Annotated in this window: 14 protein-coding genes; 3 read left to right on the top strand and 11 right to left on the bottom strand. The window is 63.6% G+C overall.

What is annotated here, in order from left to right; all coding sequences use genetic code 11:
- Positions 1 to 51: 51 nt before the first annotated feature.
- The 9 genes from AO356_RS28040 to pedF all read right to left on the bottom strand — a co-directional run bounded on the left by AO356_RS28040 (position 52) and on the right by pedF (position 9,983).
- Positions 52 to 1,422 (bottom strand): hybrid sensor histidine kinase/response regulator, encoded by a 1,371-nt coding sequence (locus AO356_RS28040; RefSeq protein ID WP_060742589.1) that lies wholly within the window; start codon positions 1,420 to 1,422, stop codon positions 52 to 54.
- Complete coding sequence (gene ercA / locus AO356_RS28045; RefSeq protein WP_103311405.1) at positions 1,406 to 2,563, bottom strand: alcohol dehydrogenase-like regulatory protein ErcA; 1,158 nt, start codon at positions 2,561 to 2,563, stop codon at positions 1,406 to 1,408. The genes AO356_RS28040 and ercA overlap by 17 nt, the downstream gene beginning before the upstream one ends.
- A gap of 132 nt (positions 2,564 to 2,695) precedes the next feature.
- Positions 2,696 to 2,767, bottom strand: a complete 72-nt coding sequence (pqqA, locus tag AO356_RS31265; protein ID WP_003243383.1) for a pyrroloquinoline quinone precursor peptide PqqA — start codon at positions 2,765 to 2,767, stop codon at positions 2,696 to 2,698.
- Positions 2,768 to 3,045: 278 nt separating this feature from the next.
- Entirely contained in the window at positions 3,046 to 4,566 is a 1,521-nt protein-coding gene (locus AO356_RS28050) for an aldehyde dehydrogenase family protein (RefSeq protein ID WP_060742591.1), read from the bottom strand.
- A gap of 268 nt (positions 4,567 to 4,834) precedes the next feature.
- Positions 4,835 to 6,610: a PQQ-dependent methanol/ethanol family dehydrogenase gene (locus AO356_RS28055; protein ID WP_060742592.1), complete on the bottom strand. Its 1,776-nt coding sequence runs from the start codon at positions 6,608 to 6,610 to the stop codon at positions 4,835 to 4,837.
- Between the two features lie 309 nt (positions 6,611 to 6,919).
- Positions 6,920 to 7,858, bottom strand: a complete 939-nt coding sequence (locus AO356_RS28060; protein ID WP_060742593.1) for a quinoprotein relay system zinc metallohydrolase 1 — start codon at positions 7,856 to 7,858, stop codon at positions 6,920 to 6,922.
- Positions 7,859 to 7,874: 16 nt separating this feature from the next.
- The gene (locus AO356_RS28065) at positions 7,875 to 8,630 is read right to left on the bottom strand and encodes a quinoprotein dehydrogenase-associated SoxYZ-like carrier (RefSeq protein ID WP_060742594.1); all 756 of its coding nucleotides are present in this window, start codon (positions 8,628 to 8,630) and stop codon (positions 7,875 to 7,877) included.
- A 10-nt stretch (positions 8,631 to 8,640) separates the two neighbouring features.
- Positions 8,641 to 9,516, bottom strand: a complete 876-nt coding sequence (locus AO356_RS28070) for a substrate-binding periplasmic protein (protein WP_060742595.1) — start codon at positions 9,514 to 9,516, stop codon at positions 8,641 to 8,643.
- Between the two features lie 5 nt (positions 9,517 to 9,521).
- Entirely contained in the window at positions 9,522 to 9,983 is a 462-nt protein-coding gene (gene pedF / locus AO356_RS28075) for a cytochrome c-550 PedF (protein ID WP_060742596.1), read from the bottom strand.
- 253 nt (positions 9,984 to 10,236) lie between these two features.
- Between pedF and exaA the strand changes: the two genes are divergently transcribed.
- Positions 10,237 to 12,102 carry a quinoprotein ethanol dehydrogenase gene (gene exaA, locus AO356_RS28080; RefSeq protein ID WP_060742597.1) on the top strand — a complete coding sequence of 622 codons (1,866 nt, stop codon included), beginning with the start codon at positions 10,237 to 10,239 and terminating at the stop codon, positions 12,100 to 12,102.
- 147 nt (positions 12,103 to 12,249) lie between these two features.
- Positions 12,250 to 12,894 (top strand): pentapeptide repeat-containing protein, encoded by a 645-nt coding sequence (locus AO356_RS28085; RefSeq protein ID WP_060742598.1) that lies wholly within the window; start codon positions 12,250 to 12,252, stop codon positions 12,892 to 12,894.
- 193 nt (positions 12,895 to 13,087) lie between these two features.
- Here AO356_RS28085 and AO356_RS28090 read toward each other — a convergent pair whose 3' ends face one another.
- Together AO356_RS28090 and AO356_RS28095 are read right to left on the bottom strand one after the other, a co-directional pair.
- Positions 13,088 to 13,726 (bottom strand): response regulator transcription factor, encoded by a 639-nt coding sequence (locus tag AO356_RS28090; RefSeq protein ID WP_060742599.1) that lies wholly within the window; start codon positions 13,724 to 13,726, stop codon positions 13,088 to 13,090.
- Entirely contained in the window at positions 13,726 to 14,979 is a 1,254-nt protein-coding gene (locus tag AO356_RS28095; RefSeq protein WP_060742600.1) for a histidine kinase, read from the bottom strand. The genes AO356_RS28090 and AO356_RS28095 overlap by 1 nt, the downstream gene beginning before the upstream one ends.
- Before the next feature lie 377 nt (positions 14,980 to 15,356).
- Between AO356_RS28095 and AO356_RS28105 the strand changes: the two genes are divergently transcribed.
- Positions 15,357 to 16,523: an ABC transporter substrate-binding protein gene (locus AO356_RS28105; RefSeq protein ID WP_060742602.1), complete on the top strand. Its 1,167-nt coding sequence runs from the start codon at positions 15,357 to 15,359 to the stop codon at positions 16,521 to 16,523.
- Positions 16,524 to 16,545: the final 22 nt, after the last annotated feature.

The following is a 16,545-nucleotide window of genomic DNA, read 5'->3' on the forward strand; positions in this document are numbered from 1 at the left end:
AGCTCGCTCCCACAAGGTTGATGCGATTTCGGGGAGTACCCGAGTTTTGCGCTACCCGAGCATCTGACTCAACACCGCCCGCAACTTGCCAGGCTTGACCGGTTTGTTGAGCAGCGGTGCATCCAGCTTGCGCAAGGCCCGGCGGCACTGGTCGCTGCGGTCGGCGGTGATGATCACCGCCGGAATCGCCTGGTGGAAATGCTCACGCAGGTGCTTGACCACCTCACAGCCCACGACCCCATGATCCAGGTGGAAATCCGCCAGGATCAGCTCCGGCGCACGCCCCTGCAGCACGTCAAGGGCGCCCGCCTCGTCGGTGGCGGTCAACACCTCGCAGCCCCATTGCCCCAACAGCGCGGCCATGCTTTGCAGGATGCTCAGCTCATTGTCGATCACCAACAAGCGCCGCCCCGGCAGTGGGTTACCGGCGACCGCCTGTACCGGGGCCAGCGACACGGGCAGTGGTTTTTCACTGGACAGCGGCACCTCGATACTGAACACCGAGCCCCGTCCCGGCCGCGAACGCACCTGCACCCGATAGCCGAGGATATGGGCGATGCGTTCGACAATCGCCAACCCCAGGCCCACGCCTTTGCGATCCGCCGCCCGGCCGACGTCCAGTTGGTTGAATTCGAGGAAAATCGACTCCAGGCAATCGGCGGCGATCCCCCGCCCCGTGTCCCAGACTTCCAGGCTCAGGCGCCCTCCCCGGCGCCGGGCCGCCAGGAGAATGCCGCCTTGGTCGGTGTAGCGGCAGGCATTGCTCAGCAGGTTGCGCAAGATACGGCTGATCAATCGCAGGTCGGTCAACACCGCTTCGTCGCCAAACCGCACTCGCAGCTCCAACCCGGCGGCACCGGCCACTGATTGAAACTCCGACACCAGTGGCCCCAGCAACTCATCCAGCCGATACGGCGCCAGGTCAGGCTTGACGGCGGCCTGATCCAGCCGGGAAATGTCCAGCAGGTCGGTGAGCAGGTCTTCGGCGCCTTCGAGCGCCTGGTGGGTGCGTTCGACCAACACGTGCTCGGCGGCAGGCAGTTCGCGTTCACGCAGCGTGGCGATCAACAGGCGGGCCGCGTTCAGTGGCTGCAACAGATCATGGCTGGCGGCGGCCAGGTATTTGTCCTTGCTGCGGTTGGCGGCCTGGGCGACGTCCCGGGCATCGCGCAATTGCTGTTCTACCCGTTCGCGCTGGGCAATCTGCTGCTGCAGGTTGTGGTTGGCTTCCAACAGCGCATCGGTGCGCTCGGCCACCCGCTGCTCCAGTTGGTCGTTGAGCTGTTGCAGGTGTCGCCGGGCCTGTTCCAGCTCGTCGAGGCGCGCCGTCAGTTCCGGATAGTGACTCTTGCGCGTCGAGTGATTGCCCAGCCCCAGCAGCCCGGCCAGGGCTTTTTGCTGCTCGTCAGAGGGCTTCGCCATAGACGACCTCGACATCCCGCTGGCTCGACTCCCGAGGATTGGTGAGGATGCATGGGTCATGCATCGCATGTTGCGACAGGAACGGGATGTCCGAGGTGCTCACGCCGTGCAGGCCCAGGGTTTCGTGGAAACCGATGGTGTGCTTGAGGGCAATCAGGTGCTCCACCAGCCGGGTGCGGATCTCCCGGTGATTGAGCCCCCGGCAATCGATGCCCAGGGTCTCGGCAATCACCTTGAAACGCTCCGGTGCCGAGTTGTAGTTGAACGCCACCACGTGCTCCACCAGTACCGCGTTGCACAGGCCATGGGGCAAATCGAGGAACCCGCCCAGGCTGTGGGACATCGCATGCACGGCCCCGAGGATCGCGTTGGAGAACGCCAGCCCGGCCTGCATGCTGCCCAGCATGATTTTTTCCCGCAGGGCGATGTCCGCCGGGTTGGCGATCATCTGCACCAGGTTGCCATTGATCAGGCGCATGGCTTCCAGGGCATGGGGGTCGGTCAACGGGCCGTGACCGGTGGACACGAACGCCTCGATGGCATGCACCAGCGCATCGATGCCGGTACAGGCGGACAGGAACGGGTCCATGCTCAGGGTGGTTTCCGGGTCGATCAGCGACACGTCCGGCACCGCCGCCTTGCTGACGATGGAGAACTTCATGCGTTCTTGCTGGTTGGAGATGATCACGAACTGCGACACGTCAGCCGACGTCCCCGCCGTGGTGGGTATCAGGATCAGCGGCGGGCTGGGCACGTTCAGGGTATCGACGCCTTCGAACTCGAGGATACTGCGGCCGTGGGCAACGACAATGCCGATGCCTTTGCCGCAATCCATCGGGCTACCACCGCCCACCGCGACGATGACATCGCAATGGTTTTCCCGGTACAGGTCAGCCCCGAGCATCACTTCCTCGACCCGTGGATTGGGCGAGACCGCGCTGTAGATGCAGTAATCGATACCTTGGGCCTGGAGACTGGCTTCGACGTCCGCCACCCAACCGGCGGCGATGACCCCGGGATCGGTGACGATCAGCACTTTGCGTGCCCCGAAGGTCTTGGCGTAGTTGCCGACATTGTGCCGACAACCGGCACCGAACATGATTTCAGGAGAAACGAACTTGCGCAGCGGGCTGAGGCTCATCTTTTCAGTTACGTGGCTCATTGGTAAGCCTGTTGTTATTGTCAGGGGATACCTTGAGCCTAAAGCATCCCGCTGTGAATGCAATCAGACCAATGGGTAGCCCGGCCTGAATGTTCCAGGCCGGGCCAGCACTCATCGGTTGGCGAAGTACATCGTCACTTCAAAGCCGATACGCAGGTCGGTGTACGCGGGTTTAGTCCACATGGGTCTTTCCTCTTCTTGTACCGGGCCATTCCGGCAAGGTCATTAATGCACGCCACGCCCGGGGCTCGAATGCTACTTTCGAAGCGGTGGGTGGGGTGCGTTGGTAGCAATTTCAGGAGAGCCACAAAACCCATTGTGGGAGCAAGGCTTACTGTGGGAGCAAAGCTTGCTCGCGATTAGTCGCCTCGGCTTGACCGCTTGACCGAGTCGTCTGTATCGCGGGCAAGCCTTGCTCCCACAGCAAGCTCGCTCCCACAGGGTGTAGCTGTGTTATCGGGTTAGAAGAACCCCAACGGATTGATGTCGTAGCTCACCAGCAGGTTCTTGGTCTGCTGGTAATGGTCGAGCATCATCTTGTGGGTTTCACGCCCCACGCCGGACTTCTTGTAGCCACCGAACGCGGCATGGGCCGGGTACAGGTGGTAGCAGTTGGTCCACACGCGACCGGCCTTGATCGCCCGGCCCATGCGGTAGGCGCGGTTGATGTCGCGGGTCCACAGGCCGGCGCCGAGGCCGAACTCGGTGTCGTTGGCGATCGCCAGGGCTTCGGCTTCGTCCTTGAAGGTGGTCACACCCACCACCGGGCCGAAGATCTCTTCCTGGAACACACGCATTTTGTTGTGGCCCTTGAGCAGGGTCGGCTGGATGTAATAGCCGCTCGACAAGTCACCTTCCAGGTGCTCGGCCGCACCACCGGTCAGCAACTCGGCCCCCTCTTCCCGGGCGATTTCCAGGTAGGAGAGGATCTTGTCGTATTGCTGCTGGGAAGCCTGGGCACCGACCATGGTCTCGGTATCCAGTGGGTTGCCACGCTTGATCTTGGCGATTTTTTTCATCACCTCGGCCATGAACGGCGCATAGATCGACTCTTGCACAAGCGCCCGGGACGGGCAGGTGCAGACCTCGCCCTGGTTGAAGAACGCCAGTACCAGGCCTTCGGCGGCCTTTTCGATGAAAGCCGGCTCGGCCTGCATGATGTCTTCGAAGAAGATGTTCGGCGACTTGCCGCCCAACTCCACGGTGGACGGGATGATGTTCTCGGCCGCGCACTTCATGATGTGCGAGCCCACCGGGGTGGAACCGGTGAAGGCGATCTTGGCGATGCGCTTGCTGGTGGCCAGGGCTTCGCCGGCTTCGCGGCCAAAACCATGGACAATATTCAGCACGCCAGGTGGCAGCAGGTCGGCGATCAGTTCGATGAACACAGTGATCGACAGCGGCGTCTGCTCCGCCGGTTTGAGCACGATGCAGTTACCGGCGGCCAGGGCCGGGGCGAGTTTCCAGGCGGCCATCAGCAGCGGGAAGTTCCACGGGATGATCTGCCCGACCACGCCTAGCGGTTCGTGGAAGTGATAGGCCGTGGTCAGTTCATTGATCTCGGCGGCCCCACCCTCTTGAGCGCGGATGCAGCCGGCGAAATAACGGAAATGGTCCGCCGACAGCGGCACGTCGGCATTGAGGGTTTCGCGTACAGCCTTGCCGTTGTCCCAGGTTTCTGCAACGGCGAGGACTTCCAGGTGCTGCTCGATGCGGTCGGCGATTTTCAACAGCACCAGGGAGCGGTCCTGCACCGAGGTCTTGCCCCAGGCGTCGGCGGCGGCATGGGCGGCATCCAGGGCCTTGTCGATGTCGGCGGCGCTGGAGCGAGGGAATTCGGCAATGACTTCGCCGTTGACCGGGGACGTGTTGGTGAAGTACTCGCCGTTGACCGGCGCGACGAATTCGCCGCCGATGAAATTGCCATAGCGCGGCTTGAAGGAAACGACGGCGCCTGGGGTTCCGGGTTGTGCGTAGATCATGATGGGGCCTCTGCCTGGTCGATGCCTGTCACGGGACAAGCGATAGGCCGATGGTAGAGAGCCCCGCCGGCCGGACGAATGCGTCGTTGGCAGGGGGGACTCTCGTTATTTGGTCGTAGGTTTTGCTGCGATCCGAGGATGAGCCGGAGCTTTTTTGTGGGAGCGAGCTTGCTCGCGATGAGGTCGGCCCCCCCGGCAAGGACGGTGGCTGATCGACCGCTATCGCGAGCAAGCTCGCTCCCACAGGTTCTACATTGCCAAGGTTGGCTCAGCGCTTGGCGACAAGCGCTTTCGGCAACTTGAAGGTCCAGAGCATGCCGCCCTGGTTGAAGTCTTTCACCCGCTTGGCCACTTCACCGCCCCACAGCGGCACCGCCCCGCCCCAACCGGACACCACGGAGACGTATTGCTCGCCGTCCATTTCCCAGGTGATGGGCGAGCCAAGCACGCCGGAGCCGGTCTGGAATTCCCAGACCTTTTCCCCGGTCTTGGCGTTGAAGGCCTGCAGGAAACCTTCAGGCGTGCCAGTGAAGACCAGGTTACCCTTGGTGGTCAGCACCCCGCCCCACAGTGGCGCGAAGTTCTTGTGGCGCCAGACTTCCTTGCCCGTCTTCGGATCGATGGCCCGCAGCACGCCGATGTAATCCTCGTTCAGCGGCTTGATGGTGAAGCCGGCCCCGAGGAACGCCGCGCCTTTCTTGTAGGCGATGCCTTCGTTCCAGATGTCCATGCCCCATTCGTTGGACGGCACGTAGAACAGGCCAGTGTCCTGGTTGTAGGCCATGGGCATCCAGTTTTTCGCGCCGAGGAACGCCGGTGCCACGAACACCGAGCTGCCCTTGGCTTCGCTGCCCGGAGCACCCGGACGGCTGGCCTCGTTGTAGATCGGCCGGCCGTCCTTGTCCAGGCCGGTGGCCCAGGTGATCTTGTCGACAAACGGGAAGCCGCGGATGAATTTGCCGTTGGTGCGGTCGAGCACGTAGAAGAAGCCGTTACGGTCGGCGGTGGCCGCGGCCTTGATGTCCTTGCCGCCTTCCTTGTAGTTGAACGAGATCAGTTCGTTGACGCCGTCATAGTCCCAGCCGTCGTGCGGCGTGCTCTGGAAGTGCCATTTGATGGTGCCGTCGTCCGGGTTCAGGGCCAGACGCGAGGAGGAATAGAGGTTGTCGCCAGGACGCAGGTGGGAGTTCCAGGGCGCCGGGTTGCCGGTGCCGAACAGCAGCAGGTTGGTTTCCGGGTCGTAGTAGCCACCCAGCCAAGGCGCCGCACCGCCGGTCTTCCAGAGATCGCCCGGCCAGGTCTTGCCCGCCTCGCCACCGGAAATGCCATTCTCGACCGCCTTGCCGTCCTTGTAGACGTAGCCCATGTGGCCTTCCACGGTCGGCCGGGTCCACAGCAGTTCGCCATTCTTCGGATCATAGGCGCTGATCTGGCCCACCACGCCGAACTCGCCACCGGCCACGCCAGTGATCAGCTTGCCGTTGACGATCAGCGGAGCGGCACTAATGGAATAGCCTTCCTTGTGGTCGGCGACCTTCTTGCTCCACACCACCTTGCCGGTGTCCTTGTTCAATGCCACCAACTTGGCGTCGAGGGTGCCAAAGAACACCAGATCCCCATACAAGGCCACGCCGCGGTTGATCACGTCGCAGCAAGGGCGGATGTCATCGGGCAAGCGGGCGTCGTACTGCCACAGCTTCTTGCCGGTGCGCGCATCCACGGCAAACACCCGCGAATAGGAACCGGTGAGGTACATCACCCCGTCCTTGATCATCGGCTGAGCCTGCTGGCCGCGCTGCTTCTCACCGCCGAAGGAGAACGCCCAGACCGGACGCAGATCCTTGACGTTGCTGTCGTTGAGCGTGTCGAGCGGGCTATAGCGCTGGCCCTGGACGCCCAGGCCATTGGTCACAATCTGCTCGGGGTTCTTCGGATCCTGGAGAATTTCCTGATCGGTCACGGCTGCAAGGGCCGAACCGGACAGCAGCATGGCACTGAGCAGCAGGCTCACGGCGAAGGGTTGGCGACGTGCGGGATGACTCATGACGGCTACCTCTGCGGTTATTGTTATACCCGGGAAATTTTCCCGGTCTGCCACAGATTCTTGGCCTCGGGGCCGCTGCCAACAATTGCCCGCTGTGTTGAGTTTTCTAGTTCCTTGGTACATGTGGGGCCGTTGCCTGTGCTGTGTCCACAATGCCTGCGACGGGCCCATTTGTGGCGAGGGGATTTATCCCCGTTGGGGCGCGAAGCGGCCCTTTATCTTCTGCTGACGATCAGGGTGACTGGACTGGCTCATGGGGCTGCTACGCAGCCCAGCGGGGATAAATCCCCTCGCCACAGGGGTGTGTCTTCAGCCTGGGTCATGGGCATCCACCCGCGTCATCACCGCCCGCTCATAACGTGGGTAGAGATGACTGACACTACGAATCAACTCATACCGACTCAGGCTGATCCCGGCGAAGCGCTCGGGGATGGGGCTGCGGATCATCTCGGCCATGTCGTCGCCCCGGGCCGCGCCGTCGCGCATCAGTTGGTCGAGCCAGCCCAGGTAATCGCGCATCTGCAAGAAAGGCCGGGCGTCGATCGTGACTGGGCCATGGCCGGGCACGATCTGTTTCCAGGGCAAGGCCTGCAGGGTATCCAGGTCTCTGAGCCAGACCTCCAACCCTGGGCTGTTGGGGGTAGTCAGGGCCCGTTCGTAGAACACCAGGTCGCCGGCGAACAATACGCCGGTGGTTTCGTCGAGGATTGCCAGGTCGGCCCCGGTATGCCCGGCCAGTTGCAGCAATCGCAACCCGTGATTGCCCACCTTGAGCACACCGGGCGTCAACACTTGGCTGGGCAGCACCACCTCAGTGCCGCGCATCCAGTCGCCCACCAGGCGGTACATGTTTTCCGCCATGGCATCGCCCTGCTGTCGCAGCAAGTCCGTGGTCCCGGCCAAGGCACCGATGGGCACGTCGCTGAAAGCCTGGTTGCCCAATACGTGGTCGGGGTGATGATGGGTCAGCAAGACCTGAACCACCGGTTTGTCAGTGGTCGCCGCGATAGCCCGGCGCAGCGCCTCGCCGTAGCGCTTCGACGGCCCGGTGTCGATCACCACCACGCCGGCATCAGTGACAATGAAGCCGGTATTGACGATGTTGCCACCGTTGGCCTTGGCAAAGTTCTCGGTGCTGCCTTCCAGCAGCCAGGTGCCTTCGGCGATCTGCCGGGGCTTGAGTGAATAATCGGTGGCGGACCATGCCGGCAGGCAGAGGCCAAGACAGATCAGTAACAGCCAGCGCATGGCGCGTTCCTTCTGGTCAGGGAATGGCCGCCTCGAACGCGTTGCCGCTGTTGTCGCGCAGCACCAGGCGGGTCTGTCCCGGGCCTTGGATATCGAAGCCCAGGTTGGGGTTTTCGCTGACCGCCGGGAACAGCTCCAGGCGCGCCAGCAGCTTGCCATCGGCGTCCAATAGTTGCGCCTGGTTGATGAAGAATTCCGGGATGCCGCTCACCAGGCCGTTGTCCATGGGGTGGGCAATTTGCAGGCGCAAGCGACTCGAATCCCCTCGCGGATACCGCCCACCCAGCACCTCGCCCAGATGCTCCTCCCACCCCGGCTGGGTGCGCACCACGCTGGGCGCGGTACAACCACCACCCGCCGCGTCGATCAGGGTCGAACCGACGTGCCAGAGCCCATCGCGGGTCTGCACGGCGGCCCGCAACGGCGTGGCTTGTTCGATGCGAATACGGATCGACAACCAGGGCAGCACCCGCTCCCCCGGTTGGAAGTCGACGATTTTCGGCAACGGGTTCAGCTCGGCCCAGGCCAGCACCCGTACGACGTCGCCGGCAAAGGCCCGAGCATCGATTTCCAGCGGCACCTGGCGCGCGTCTTCGGCAAAGGGTGGCGCCAGCAGCCGTACCCGCTCGTCGAACACGAACGGCGCCTCCCCCAACAATTGCTTGTGATAAAAGGCCCACATCACCGACGGCACCGGATCCTTTCCTGGCTCGACCGCCATCGCCAGCCACGGCAGGCACCACAACAGCAGGCCATACGCTCGCCAGTTCATCCCTGCGCTCCTATTGGTACATCTCGGGCACTTCGTAACGCAGGCCGTAATGGGCGTAGACAGCCTTGACGCTGCCATCGCGGATCAAACCTTCCAGCGCCTCTTCCACCGCATAGGCCAACTGACGGTTGCTTTCATGCACCGCCATGCCGATTTCCCAGCGTTGCTTGCCCATGTTCGGATAGGCATTCTCCGCCAGTGCCAGTTGCGAATCGGCCGCTTCATGCACTTGCCAGTCGATTTCCCCGCGCATGGCCATGACGGCGTCGACCTCCCCGGCCTGCATGGCCCCGAAGGCTTTGGCGACGCTGGGGTAATGACGGATCTTGGCGCTGAGCATGCCGTTGAACACCGAGGTCAGGTAGAACGACGGCACGCTGTCGACTTCCACCCCGATAGGGTGCTGCTGGAACACCGCGACGCTGCCCACCGAATCCAGCCGGCGACGGTCATACGCCACCTGCCAGCACTCCTGCTGATAAGGCCCGAACATCACCACCTGGGCGTTCTCCAGCTCACCGATGTCGTTGCGCTTTTGCACGTAGTCGTGATCGTACGGCACACGCATCATCAAGTCGGCCAACTGCCGGTCATACAGCGGGCTGCTGCGCCAGATGTAATCACGCAGATCGTCATCGAGCTTCTCGCCGGGCGGCGCCCAGATCAGCTGCAGGCGCACACCCAGTGCCTTGGCCAAGGCCTGGGCCAGTTCGACGTCGACGCCCCTGGGCTGGCCCTGGTCTTCGAAGCTGTAGGGGGCGAAATCCTTGTAGACCGCCACCTTCAATTCCCCGGCGGCGATCATCTGATCGTAGCTGCGCACCTGGGCTTGAACCGCCTGGGCACCCAGCAACACGCAGCAGATTACCCAGGCGAACCAGCGCATGGCGATCACTCCTCGACGTGCACGCTGTCGAGATAGGTGCGCACGGCCCACAAGGCTTCCTGGCTCAGGTAATCGGCCATCTTCGGCATGTAGACCCGACCGTCGCGCACCGCGCCATGGCGCACGCGCTCGACGAACCATTCGTCTCCGGCTTCGGCGGCGTCCAACATGCGCAGGTCCGGGGCGATCCCGCCGGACTTGGCTTCCAGGCCATGGCACGCGGCGCAGTTCTGGTTGTAGGCCGAGGCGCCGATTTCCACGGCTTTGTCACGCTCGGGAGAACTGCGGTATGGGTTCTGCGAAGCCCAGCCATCGCCGTCAAGCGGCAGGTTGGTGTCCTTGACCGGGGTCAAGCCCTTGGTTTCCACTGCCTGGGGCACTACGTTGCCGTGGGCCCACGCGGAGCCTGCGCCGATCAGCCCCATCAGCAATGCGCTAGCGATGATGGCGTTGCGTTTTGTTGTCATTGTTATGCCCTCTGGATTGCACGCAAGACCTCTCTGAAGAAGCCGTGCCGTCATCTTAGGAACGCTGGGGCGCCAGCCGAATGCTGCTTTGGTGGTCGCGGTCTAGTCCCTTGGTAGCAGGCCATCCGACGCAAGTCGCAAAGACAGGCGGTTCGGGAAGTCTTCCCGGCAAGGGCGGGATTTTTTCCGTATCGGCCAGGCACCGGCGCGACCCAACCTAGTCAGGCCAAAACCTTCACTGGGAACTGCCACCATGAGAATAAAAACGCTACCCGCCCTCTCCGCCCTGACTGTTGCCTTGCTGCTGGCCGGCAGTCTGTCGCTGAGCCCCTTGGCCAACGCCGCAGCGCCAGGAGTCAGTTGGGAAGACATTGCCAACGATCACCTGACCACCCAGGACGTGCTGCAGTACGGCATGGGCACCAACGCCCAACGCTGGAGCCCGCTGGTCCAGGTCAACGACAAGAACGTGTTCAAGCTCACCCCGGCCTGGTCCTACTCGTTCGGTGACGAGAAGCAGCGCGGCCAGGAATCCCAGGCCATCGTCAGGGACGGCGTGGTCTACGTCACCGGTTCCTACTCGCGGGTATTCGCCCTCGACGCCAGGACCGGCAAGCGCCTGTGGACCTACAACCACCGGCTGCCGGACAACATTCGCCCATGCTGCGATGTGGTCAACCGCGGCGCGGCGATCTATGGCGACAAGATCTACTTCGGCACCCTGGATGCGCGGGTGGTGGCCCTGGACAAGAACACCGGCAAGGTGGTGTGGAACAAGAAGTTCGGCGACCACGCCGGCGGCTACACCATGACCGGCGCACCGGTGTTGATCAAGGACAAGACCAGCGGCAAGGTGCTGCTGATCCACGGCAGCTCCGGCGACGAGTTCGGCGTGGTCGGGCAGTTGTTCGCCCGCGACCCGGAAACCGGCGAAGAAGTCTGGATGCGCCCGTTCGTCGAAGGCCACATGGGCCGCCTCAACGGCAAGGACAGCACCCCGACCGGCGACGTCAAGGCGCCCTCCTGGCCCGACGACAAGACCACTGAAACCGGCAAGGTCGAAGCCTGGAGTCATGGCGGCGGCGCACCTTGGCAGAGCGCCAGCTTCGACGCCGAGACCAACACCATCATCGTCGGCGCGGGCAACCCCGGCCCGTGGAACACCTGGGCGCGCACGGCCAAGGACGGCAACCCCCACGACTACGACAGCCTCTACACCTCGGGCCAGGTCGGTGTCGACCCCAGCACGGGCGAGGTGAAGTGGTTCTACCAACACACGCCCAACGACGCCTGGGACTTCTCCGGCAACAACGAGCTGGTGCTGTTCGACTACAAGGACAAGGACGGCAAGGTGGTCAAGGCCACCGCCCACGCCGACCGCAACGGCTTCTTCTACGTGGTGGACCGCAACAACGGCAAGCTGCAGAACGCCTTCCCCTTCGTCGACAACATCACCTGGGCCAGCCACATCGACCTGAAGACCGGCCGCCCGGTGGAAAATCCCGGCCAGCGTCCGGCCAAGCCACTGCCCGGCGAAACCAAGGGCAAGCCAGTGGAAGTCTCGCCTCCGTTCCTCGGCGGCAAGAACTGGAACCCCATGGCCTACAGCCAGGACACCGGCCTGTTCTACGTCCCCGGCAACCAGTGGAAAGAGGAATACTGGACCGAAGAAGTGAACTACAAGAAAGGCTCGGCCTACCTCGGCATGGGCTTTCGTATCAAGCGCATGTATGACGATCACGTCGGCAGCCTGCGGGCGATGAACCCCACCACCGGCAAGGTGGTGTGGGAGCACAAGGAAGCGCTGCCGCTGTGGGCCGGCGTGCTGGCGACCAAGGGCAACCTGGTGTTCACCGGCACTGGCGACGGATTCTTCAAGGCCTTTGATGCGAAAACCGGTAAGGAGCTGTGGAAGTTCCAGACCGGCAGCGGCATTGTCTCCCCGCCCATCACCTGGGAACAGGACGGCGAGCAGTACATCGGCGTGACCGTCGGCTACGGCGGCGCCGTACCGTTGTGGGGCGGCGACATGGCCGAACTGACCAAGCCCGTGGCCCAGGGTGGGTCGTTCTGGGTGTTCAAGATTCCGAGTTGGGATAAGGCGACAGCGCAGAAGTAGCCCGATCCCACCTGGGTCCTGACACACACCACAACCCCCTGTGGGAGCGAGCTCGCTCGCGATGGCGGTGGTTCAGCCGGCATTCATGTTGACTGACATTGCGCTATCGCGAGCCAGCTCGCTCCCACAATTACCCGAGTTCATGCCATGAGATGCTTGTCATTGCTGCTTCTGTTCGTTGGCGCCTTTGCCAACGCCGACGACCTCGACACCCCACTCACCCTCAACGGCTGCGTCATCGCCGAAGCCAGCCAATGCCCCGGCGCCAACCTGCGTGGCGCAAAACTGGCGAACCAGGACCTGCGCAAGATGAACCTCAGCGGTGCCGACCTGCGTGACGCCGACCTGCGGCACGCGCGACTGGATCTGGCCAACCTCGAGAAAGCCCAGTTGCAGGGCGCCAACCTGACCCGCGCCAGCCTGCAACAAAGCAACCTGCGCCTGGCGGACTTCAGCGGCGCCACGCTCAAGGCGATCCAGGGCTGGGGGCTGTTCGCCCAGGGCGCGCAATTCCAACGTGCCGACCTGACCGCCGCCTACCTTCAGTTCGCCCGCTTGTCCGGCGCGCGACTGCAGGGTGCCAACCTGCAGGCCGCTGACCTGGAGATGGCCTGGCTGAGCAAGGCCGACCTCAAGGGCGCCGACCTGCGCGATGCCAACCTGCAGGAAGCCAAGCTCGGCGAAAGCAACCTGGAACAGGCCAACCTGAGCGGTTCTCGCCAGCACTATGGAAATTTCCAGGATGCGAATATGGAAGGCTGCACCGGCTGCCCGACTTCCTGGGATGAGTAAGGATTGCCACAAACCCCTGTGGCGAGGGAGCTTGCTCCCGCTGGGCTCTGTAGGCGCTGGCGAAGCCTGCGATCTTTTGATCTTTCGCTTGGGACTCAAGTGGCTAGGGAAAGATCGCAGCCTCGCTCCGCTCGACAGCTCCTACCGCACGCCCCAGCGGGAGCAAGCTCCCTCGCCACAATGAACCTGGGATTCACCCCGCCACCCGCACCACCCCCATATCAATCCCCAAGTGCACCAACTCGGCATGGGAGCTGACCTGCAACTTGCTCTTGAGCAACGTCAGGTGGTTGGACACAGTCTTGGCACTGATGCACAACTGTTCGGCGATGGTGCGGGCGGGAGTGCCCTTGGCGAGCATGACGAAGATCTCCAACTCCCGCTGGGTCATGCATTGCAGGCGTGGGTCGACATCCTGCCGGGAGCTGGCGCAGGCCAGTTGCGTGGCCAGGGACTGTTCGATGTAGGCATGGCCGGCCAGCACTCGGCGTACCGCTTCCACCAACACCTGGGGCGCCGAATTCTTGGTCAGATAGCCCGCGGCGCCGGCGTCCAATGCCTGGCGCACCAGTGGCAATTCGTCGTGCATGCTGAAGAACAACACCCGCAATTGCGGCAGGCGCTGGCGCAGCCGGCGGGTGGTTTCCAGACCACTGATACCGGGCAGGCCAAAGTCCATGATCACCAGGTGCGGCACCTGCTCCTGTACTTGGCTCAGCGCCTCTTCACCAGTGGCCGCTTCGCGGACCTGCAGGTCCGGCATCAGCGCCCGTAGCAGGCTGGCGTAGCCCTGCCGAACCACCGCATGGTCATCCACCAACAAAATGTTCATCACGCCTCCAGGGCAATATTCAAGGCCAGCGCCCAACCGGCGCCAGGCTGGCTGATGATGCGCAACTCCCCGCCCAGGCTGCGGGCCCGTTCGGACATCGAGTGCAAGCCCACACCGGCGCGCGGTGGTTGCGTCGCACCGCGGCCGTTGTCGCGCACCAGCAAGCGCAGGCGCCCGGCGCGATGTTGCAGGCGAATCCTCACCTGCGTGGCACCGGCATGCCGGGCAACGTTGGTGAGTGCTTCCTGCAACAGGCGATACAGGTGGGTCTTGTCCGATCCGGACATGGGCGGCAAGGCTTCGTCGATCCGCAGCTGACAGGCGATGCCCTGGCTGGCCTGCCATTGCCCGGCCAACAGTCCGATGGCCTCGCACAATGGCAGGTGCTGCAACACCACCGGGTACAAGTCATGCACCAGCGCCCGGAAACCCTGTTGCAAATGCTCGCAATGGTCTTCGAGCTGGCTGACGGTCTGCTCCAGCGCCGACGGCTGATCCATCACCAGGCGCAACAGGCAGGCGCGGGCACGAATGCCGGCCACGTATTGGCCCAGGTCGTCGTGCAGGGTCTGGGCCAGCCGGGTGCGCTCCTGCTCCTGCACGGCCAGCAAGGCCTGGGTGAGCCGGGCGTTATCGGCCTGGGCCGCGGCCAGGGCGGCGGTCATGCGATTGAAATGCCCCGCCAGTTGCTGCGCTTCCGGCACACCTTCAGTGCCCAGGCGCACCTGCAGGTTCCCGGCAGACACCTGACGCAGAGCCTGCAGCAGTTCATCGAGCAAACGCATGCCCCGGCGTACCGCCCAGCGGATCACCAACAGGCTGAGCGACAGCGCCAAGGCGCAGACGTACAACAGTTGCACCAACGAATCGAGAATCTCGTCGATCTCGTCCCGCGGATCGACGGCAATCCAGGCCCGCCGACCGTCAGGCAACTCCACCACCTGGGCCGCGGGGCCGTCGTCCAGTAGCTGGCGGCCGAGCCAGGCTTTCATCCCGCCTTCATCCGCGGGGAAACGTTCCCCAGGGGCCAGCCAACGGACCCGCACATGACGCAGGCTGCCGGTCAACCGCGGCTGGAGACTGGCCGGGTCGCGCTCGGCGGTTTCCCGCAGGTAATGCACCACCGACTCGGCCGATTGCAATTCTCGCTTCACATCGGCCATGGCCTGGTGCAGCAGCAGGACGGCACAGGCCAGGGTGACCAGGGCGAAGAAGGCTGACACCCAGAGGTTGATGCGCCAGAGGGCAGACATGGCTAGTGTTCCACCCCTGGATTGATACCCCCACCCTGCGGGAGCGAGCTTGCTCGCGATGACTGCGGCACAGCCAGTACTGAGGCCGACTGAACCACCGCTATCGCGAGCAAGCTCGCTCCCACAGGAGGGGTTGGAGAGTGCCAGGCTTTGGGACGATCCACCCCGATCAAGCTCAGGATCAGCAGCAACGTCAGCAGCAGGGTCTTGAGAATCCGCATGGTCTGTCCCTTCCTGGGCAATGACGATGCCTTGCATCCTAAAACCCCGGCTTCCAAGGCGAGTTACTACCTTGGTACTGCCCCGGTGGTACTTTCTGCATATTTCCCCAGGGCCATAGCCTTCCTATGCTGGCGCTACCCGCAATGGAGGACGTCATGCGCCGGCTCGTCAGTTACGCCCTGGTTTTTCTGCTGGCAGCGGCGACCGCTCACGCGGGCGATGCCACACCGCTGCAAGTGCGCATCGGCTACCTGGGCTATCGCCCCGACCCCGGCCCGCTGTTATCCAATGTCATTGCCGAGCCTGCCGATGCCGGGCAGCGCGGCGCTGAATTGGCGATCATCGACAGCAACAGCACCGGGCGCTTCCTCAAGCACGACTATCGCCTGGACAGTGCCAGCGTCGACAACCCCGAAGCCCTGCTCCAGGCTGCCCGCGCCCAACACGACCAAGGACTGCGGCTGTTCGTGGTCAATGCACCGGCCGCCAGCCTGCGCGATCTCAGCGCCGCCCTGCCCGACAGCCTGCTGTTCAACGCCGGCAGCCCCGACGACAGCCTGCGCACCACCGACTGCCTGGGCAACGTGCTGCACAGCCTGCCCGACCGCGCCATGCTCGCCGATGCCCTGGTGCAGTTCAGCGTGGTGCGCAAATGGCAGCGGGCCCTGTTGATCGTCGGCCAGACGTCCGAGGACCAGGCCTATGCCGCCGCATTGCGCCGGGCCATGAAACGCTTCGGCATGAAGATCGTCGCCGAGAAGGCCTGGCAGTTCGACAATGACCAACGCCGCAGCGCCCAGGCCGACATGCCGCTGTTCACCCAGACCGCCGAATACGACGTGGTGCTGGTGGCCGACGAGCGCGGCGACTTCGGCGAATACCTGCCCTACCAGACCTGGTACCCACGGCCGGTGGCCGGCACCCAAGGGCTGACACCCACCGGCTGGCACAAAACCGTGGAAACCTACGGCGCGGCGCAGTTGCAAAAACGCTTCGAAGCCCTGGCCGGACGCTGGATGAACGACCGCGACTTCGCCGCCTGGATCGCCGTGCGCAGCATCGCCAGCGCGGTGAGCAAACTGCGTCAGACCGACCCGTTCGCCATCCGCCAACTGGCCCTCAGCGACCAATTGCCCCTGGACGGCTTCAAGGGCCGCAAGCTCAGCTACCGGCCGTGGAATGGCCAACTACGCCAACCGATTCCCCTGGTCCAGCCCCGGGCGCTGGTCAGCACCTCGCCCCAGGACGGTTTTCTGCACCCCTCCAATGAGATGGACAGCCTGGGCTATGACCGGCCCGAAGTGAGCTGCCGTTACCCCTGATCGATAACAACAATAAGGAAAA

The sequence above is a fragment of the Pseudomonas fluorescens genome (assembly GCF_001307275.1).
GTDB lineage: Bacteria > Pseudomonadota > Gammaproteobacteria > Pseudomonadales > Pseudomonadaceae > Aquipseudomonas > Aquipseudomonas fluorescens_AA.

Excerpts from the sequence above, each read along its gene's own strand:
- AO356_RS28040 (WP_060742589.1), bottom strand. The coding sequence starts at position 1,422 with ATGGCGAAGCCCTCTGACGAGCAGCAAAAAGCCCTGGCCGGGCTGCTG.
- ercA (WP_103311405.1), bottom strand. The coding sequence starts at position 2,563 with ATGAGCCTCAGCCCGCTGCGCAAGTTCGTTTCTCCTGAAATCATGTTC.
- AO356_RS28050 (WP_060742591.1), bottom strand. The coding sequence starts at position 4,566 with ATGATCTACGCACAACCCGGAACCCCAGGCGCCGTCGTTTCCTTCAAG.
- AO356_RS28055 (WP_060742592.1), bottom strand. The coding sequence starts at position 6,610 with ATGAGTCATCCCGCACGTCGCCAACCCTTCGCCGTGAGCCTGCTGCTC.
- AO356_RS28060 (WP_060742593.1), bottom strand. The coding sequence starts at position 7,858 with ATGCGCTGGCTGTTACTGATCTGTCTTGGCCTCTGCCTGCCGGCATGG.
- AO356_RS28065 (WP_060742594.1), bottom strand. The coding sequence starts at position 8,630 with ATGAACTGGCGAGCGTATGGCCTGCTGTTGTGGTGCCTGCCGTGGCTG.
- AO356_RS28070 (WP_060742595.1), bottom strand. The coding sequence starts at position 9,516 with ATGCGCTGGTTCGCCTGGGTAATCTGCTGCGTGTTGCTGGGTGCCCAG.
- pedF (WP_060742596.1), bottom strand. The coding sequence starts at position 9,983 with ATGACAACAAAACGCAACGCCATCATCGCTAGCGCATTGCTGATGGGG.
- exaA (WP_060742597.1), top strand. The coding sequence starts at position 10,237 with ATGAGAATAAAAACGCTACCCGCCCTCTCCGCCCTGACTGTTGCCTTG.
- AO356_RS28085 (WP_060742598.1), top strand. The coding sequence starts at position 12,250 with ATGAGATGCTTGTCATTGCTGCTTCTGTTCGTTGGCGCCTTTGCCAAC.
- AO356_RS28090 (WP_060742599.1), bottom strand. The coding sequence starts at position 13,726 with ATGAACATTTTGTTGGTGGATGACCATGCGGTGGTTCGGCAGGGCTAC.
- AO356_RS28095 (WP_060742600.1), bottom strand. The coding sequence starts at position 14,979 with ATGTCTGCCCTCTGGCGCATCAACCTCTGGGTGTCAGCCTTCTTCGCC.
- AO356_RS28105 (WP_060742602.1), top strand. The coding sequence starts at position 15,357 with ATGCGCCGGCTCGTCAGTTACGCCCTGGTTTTTCTGCTGGCAGCGGCG.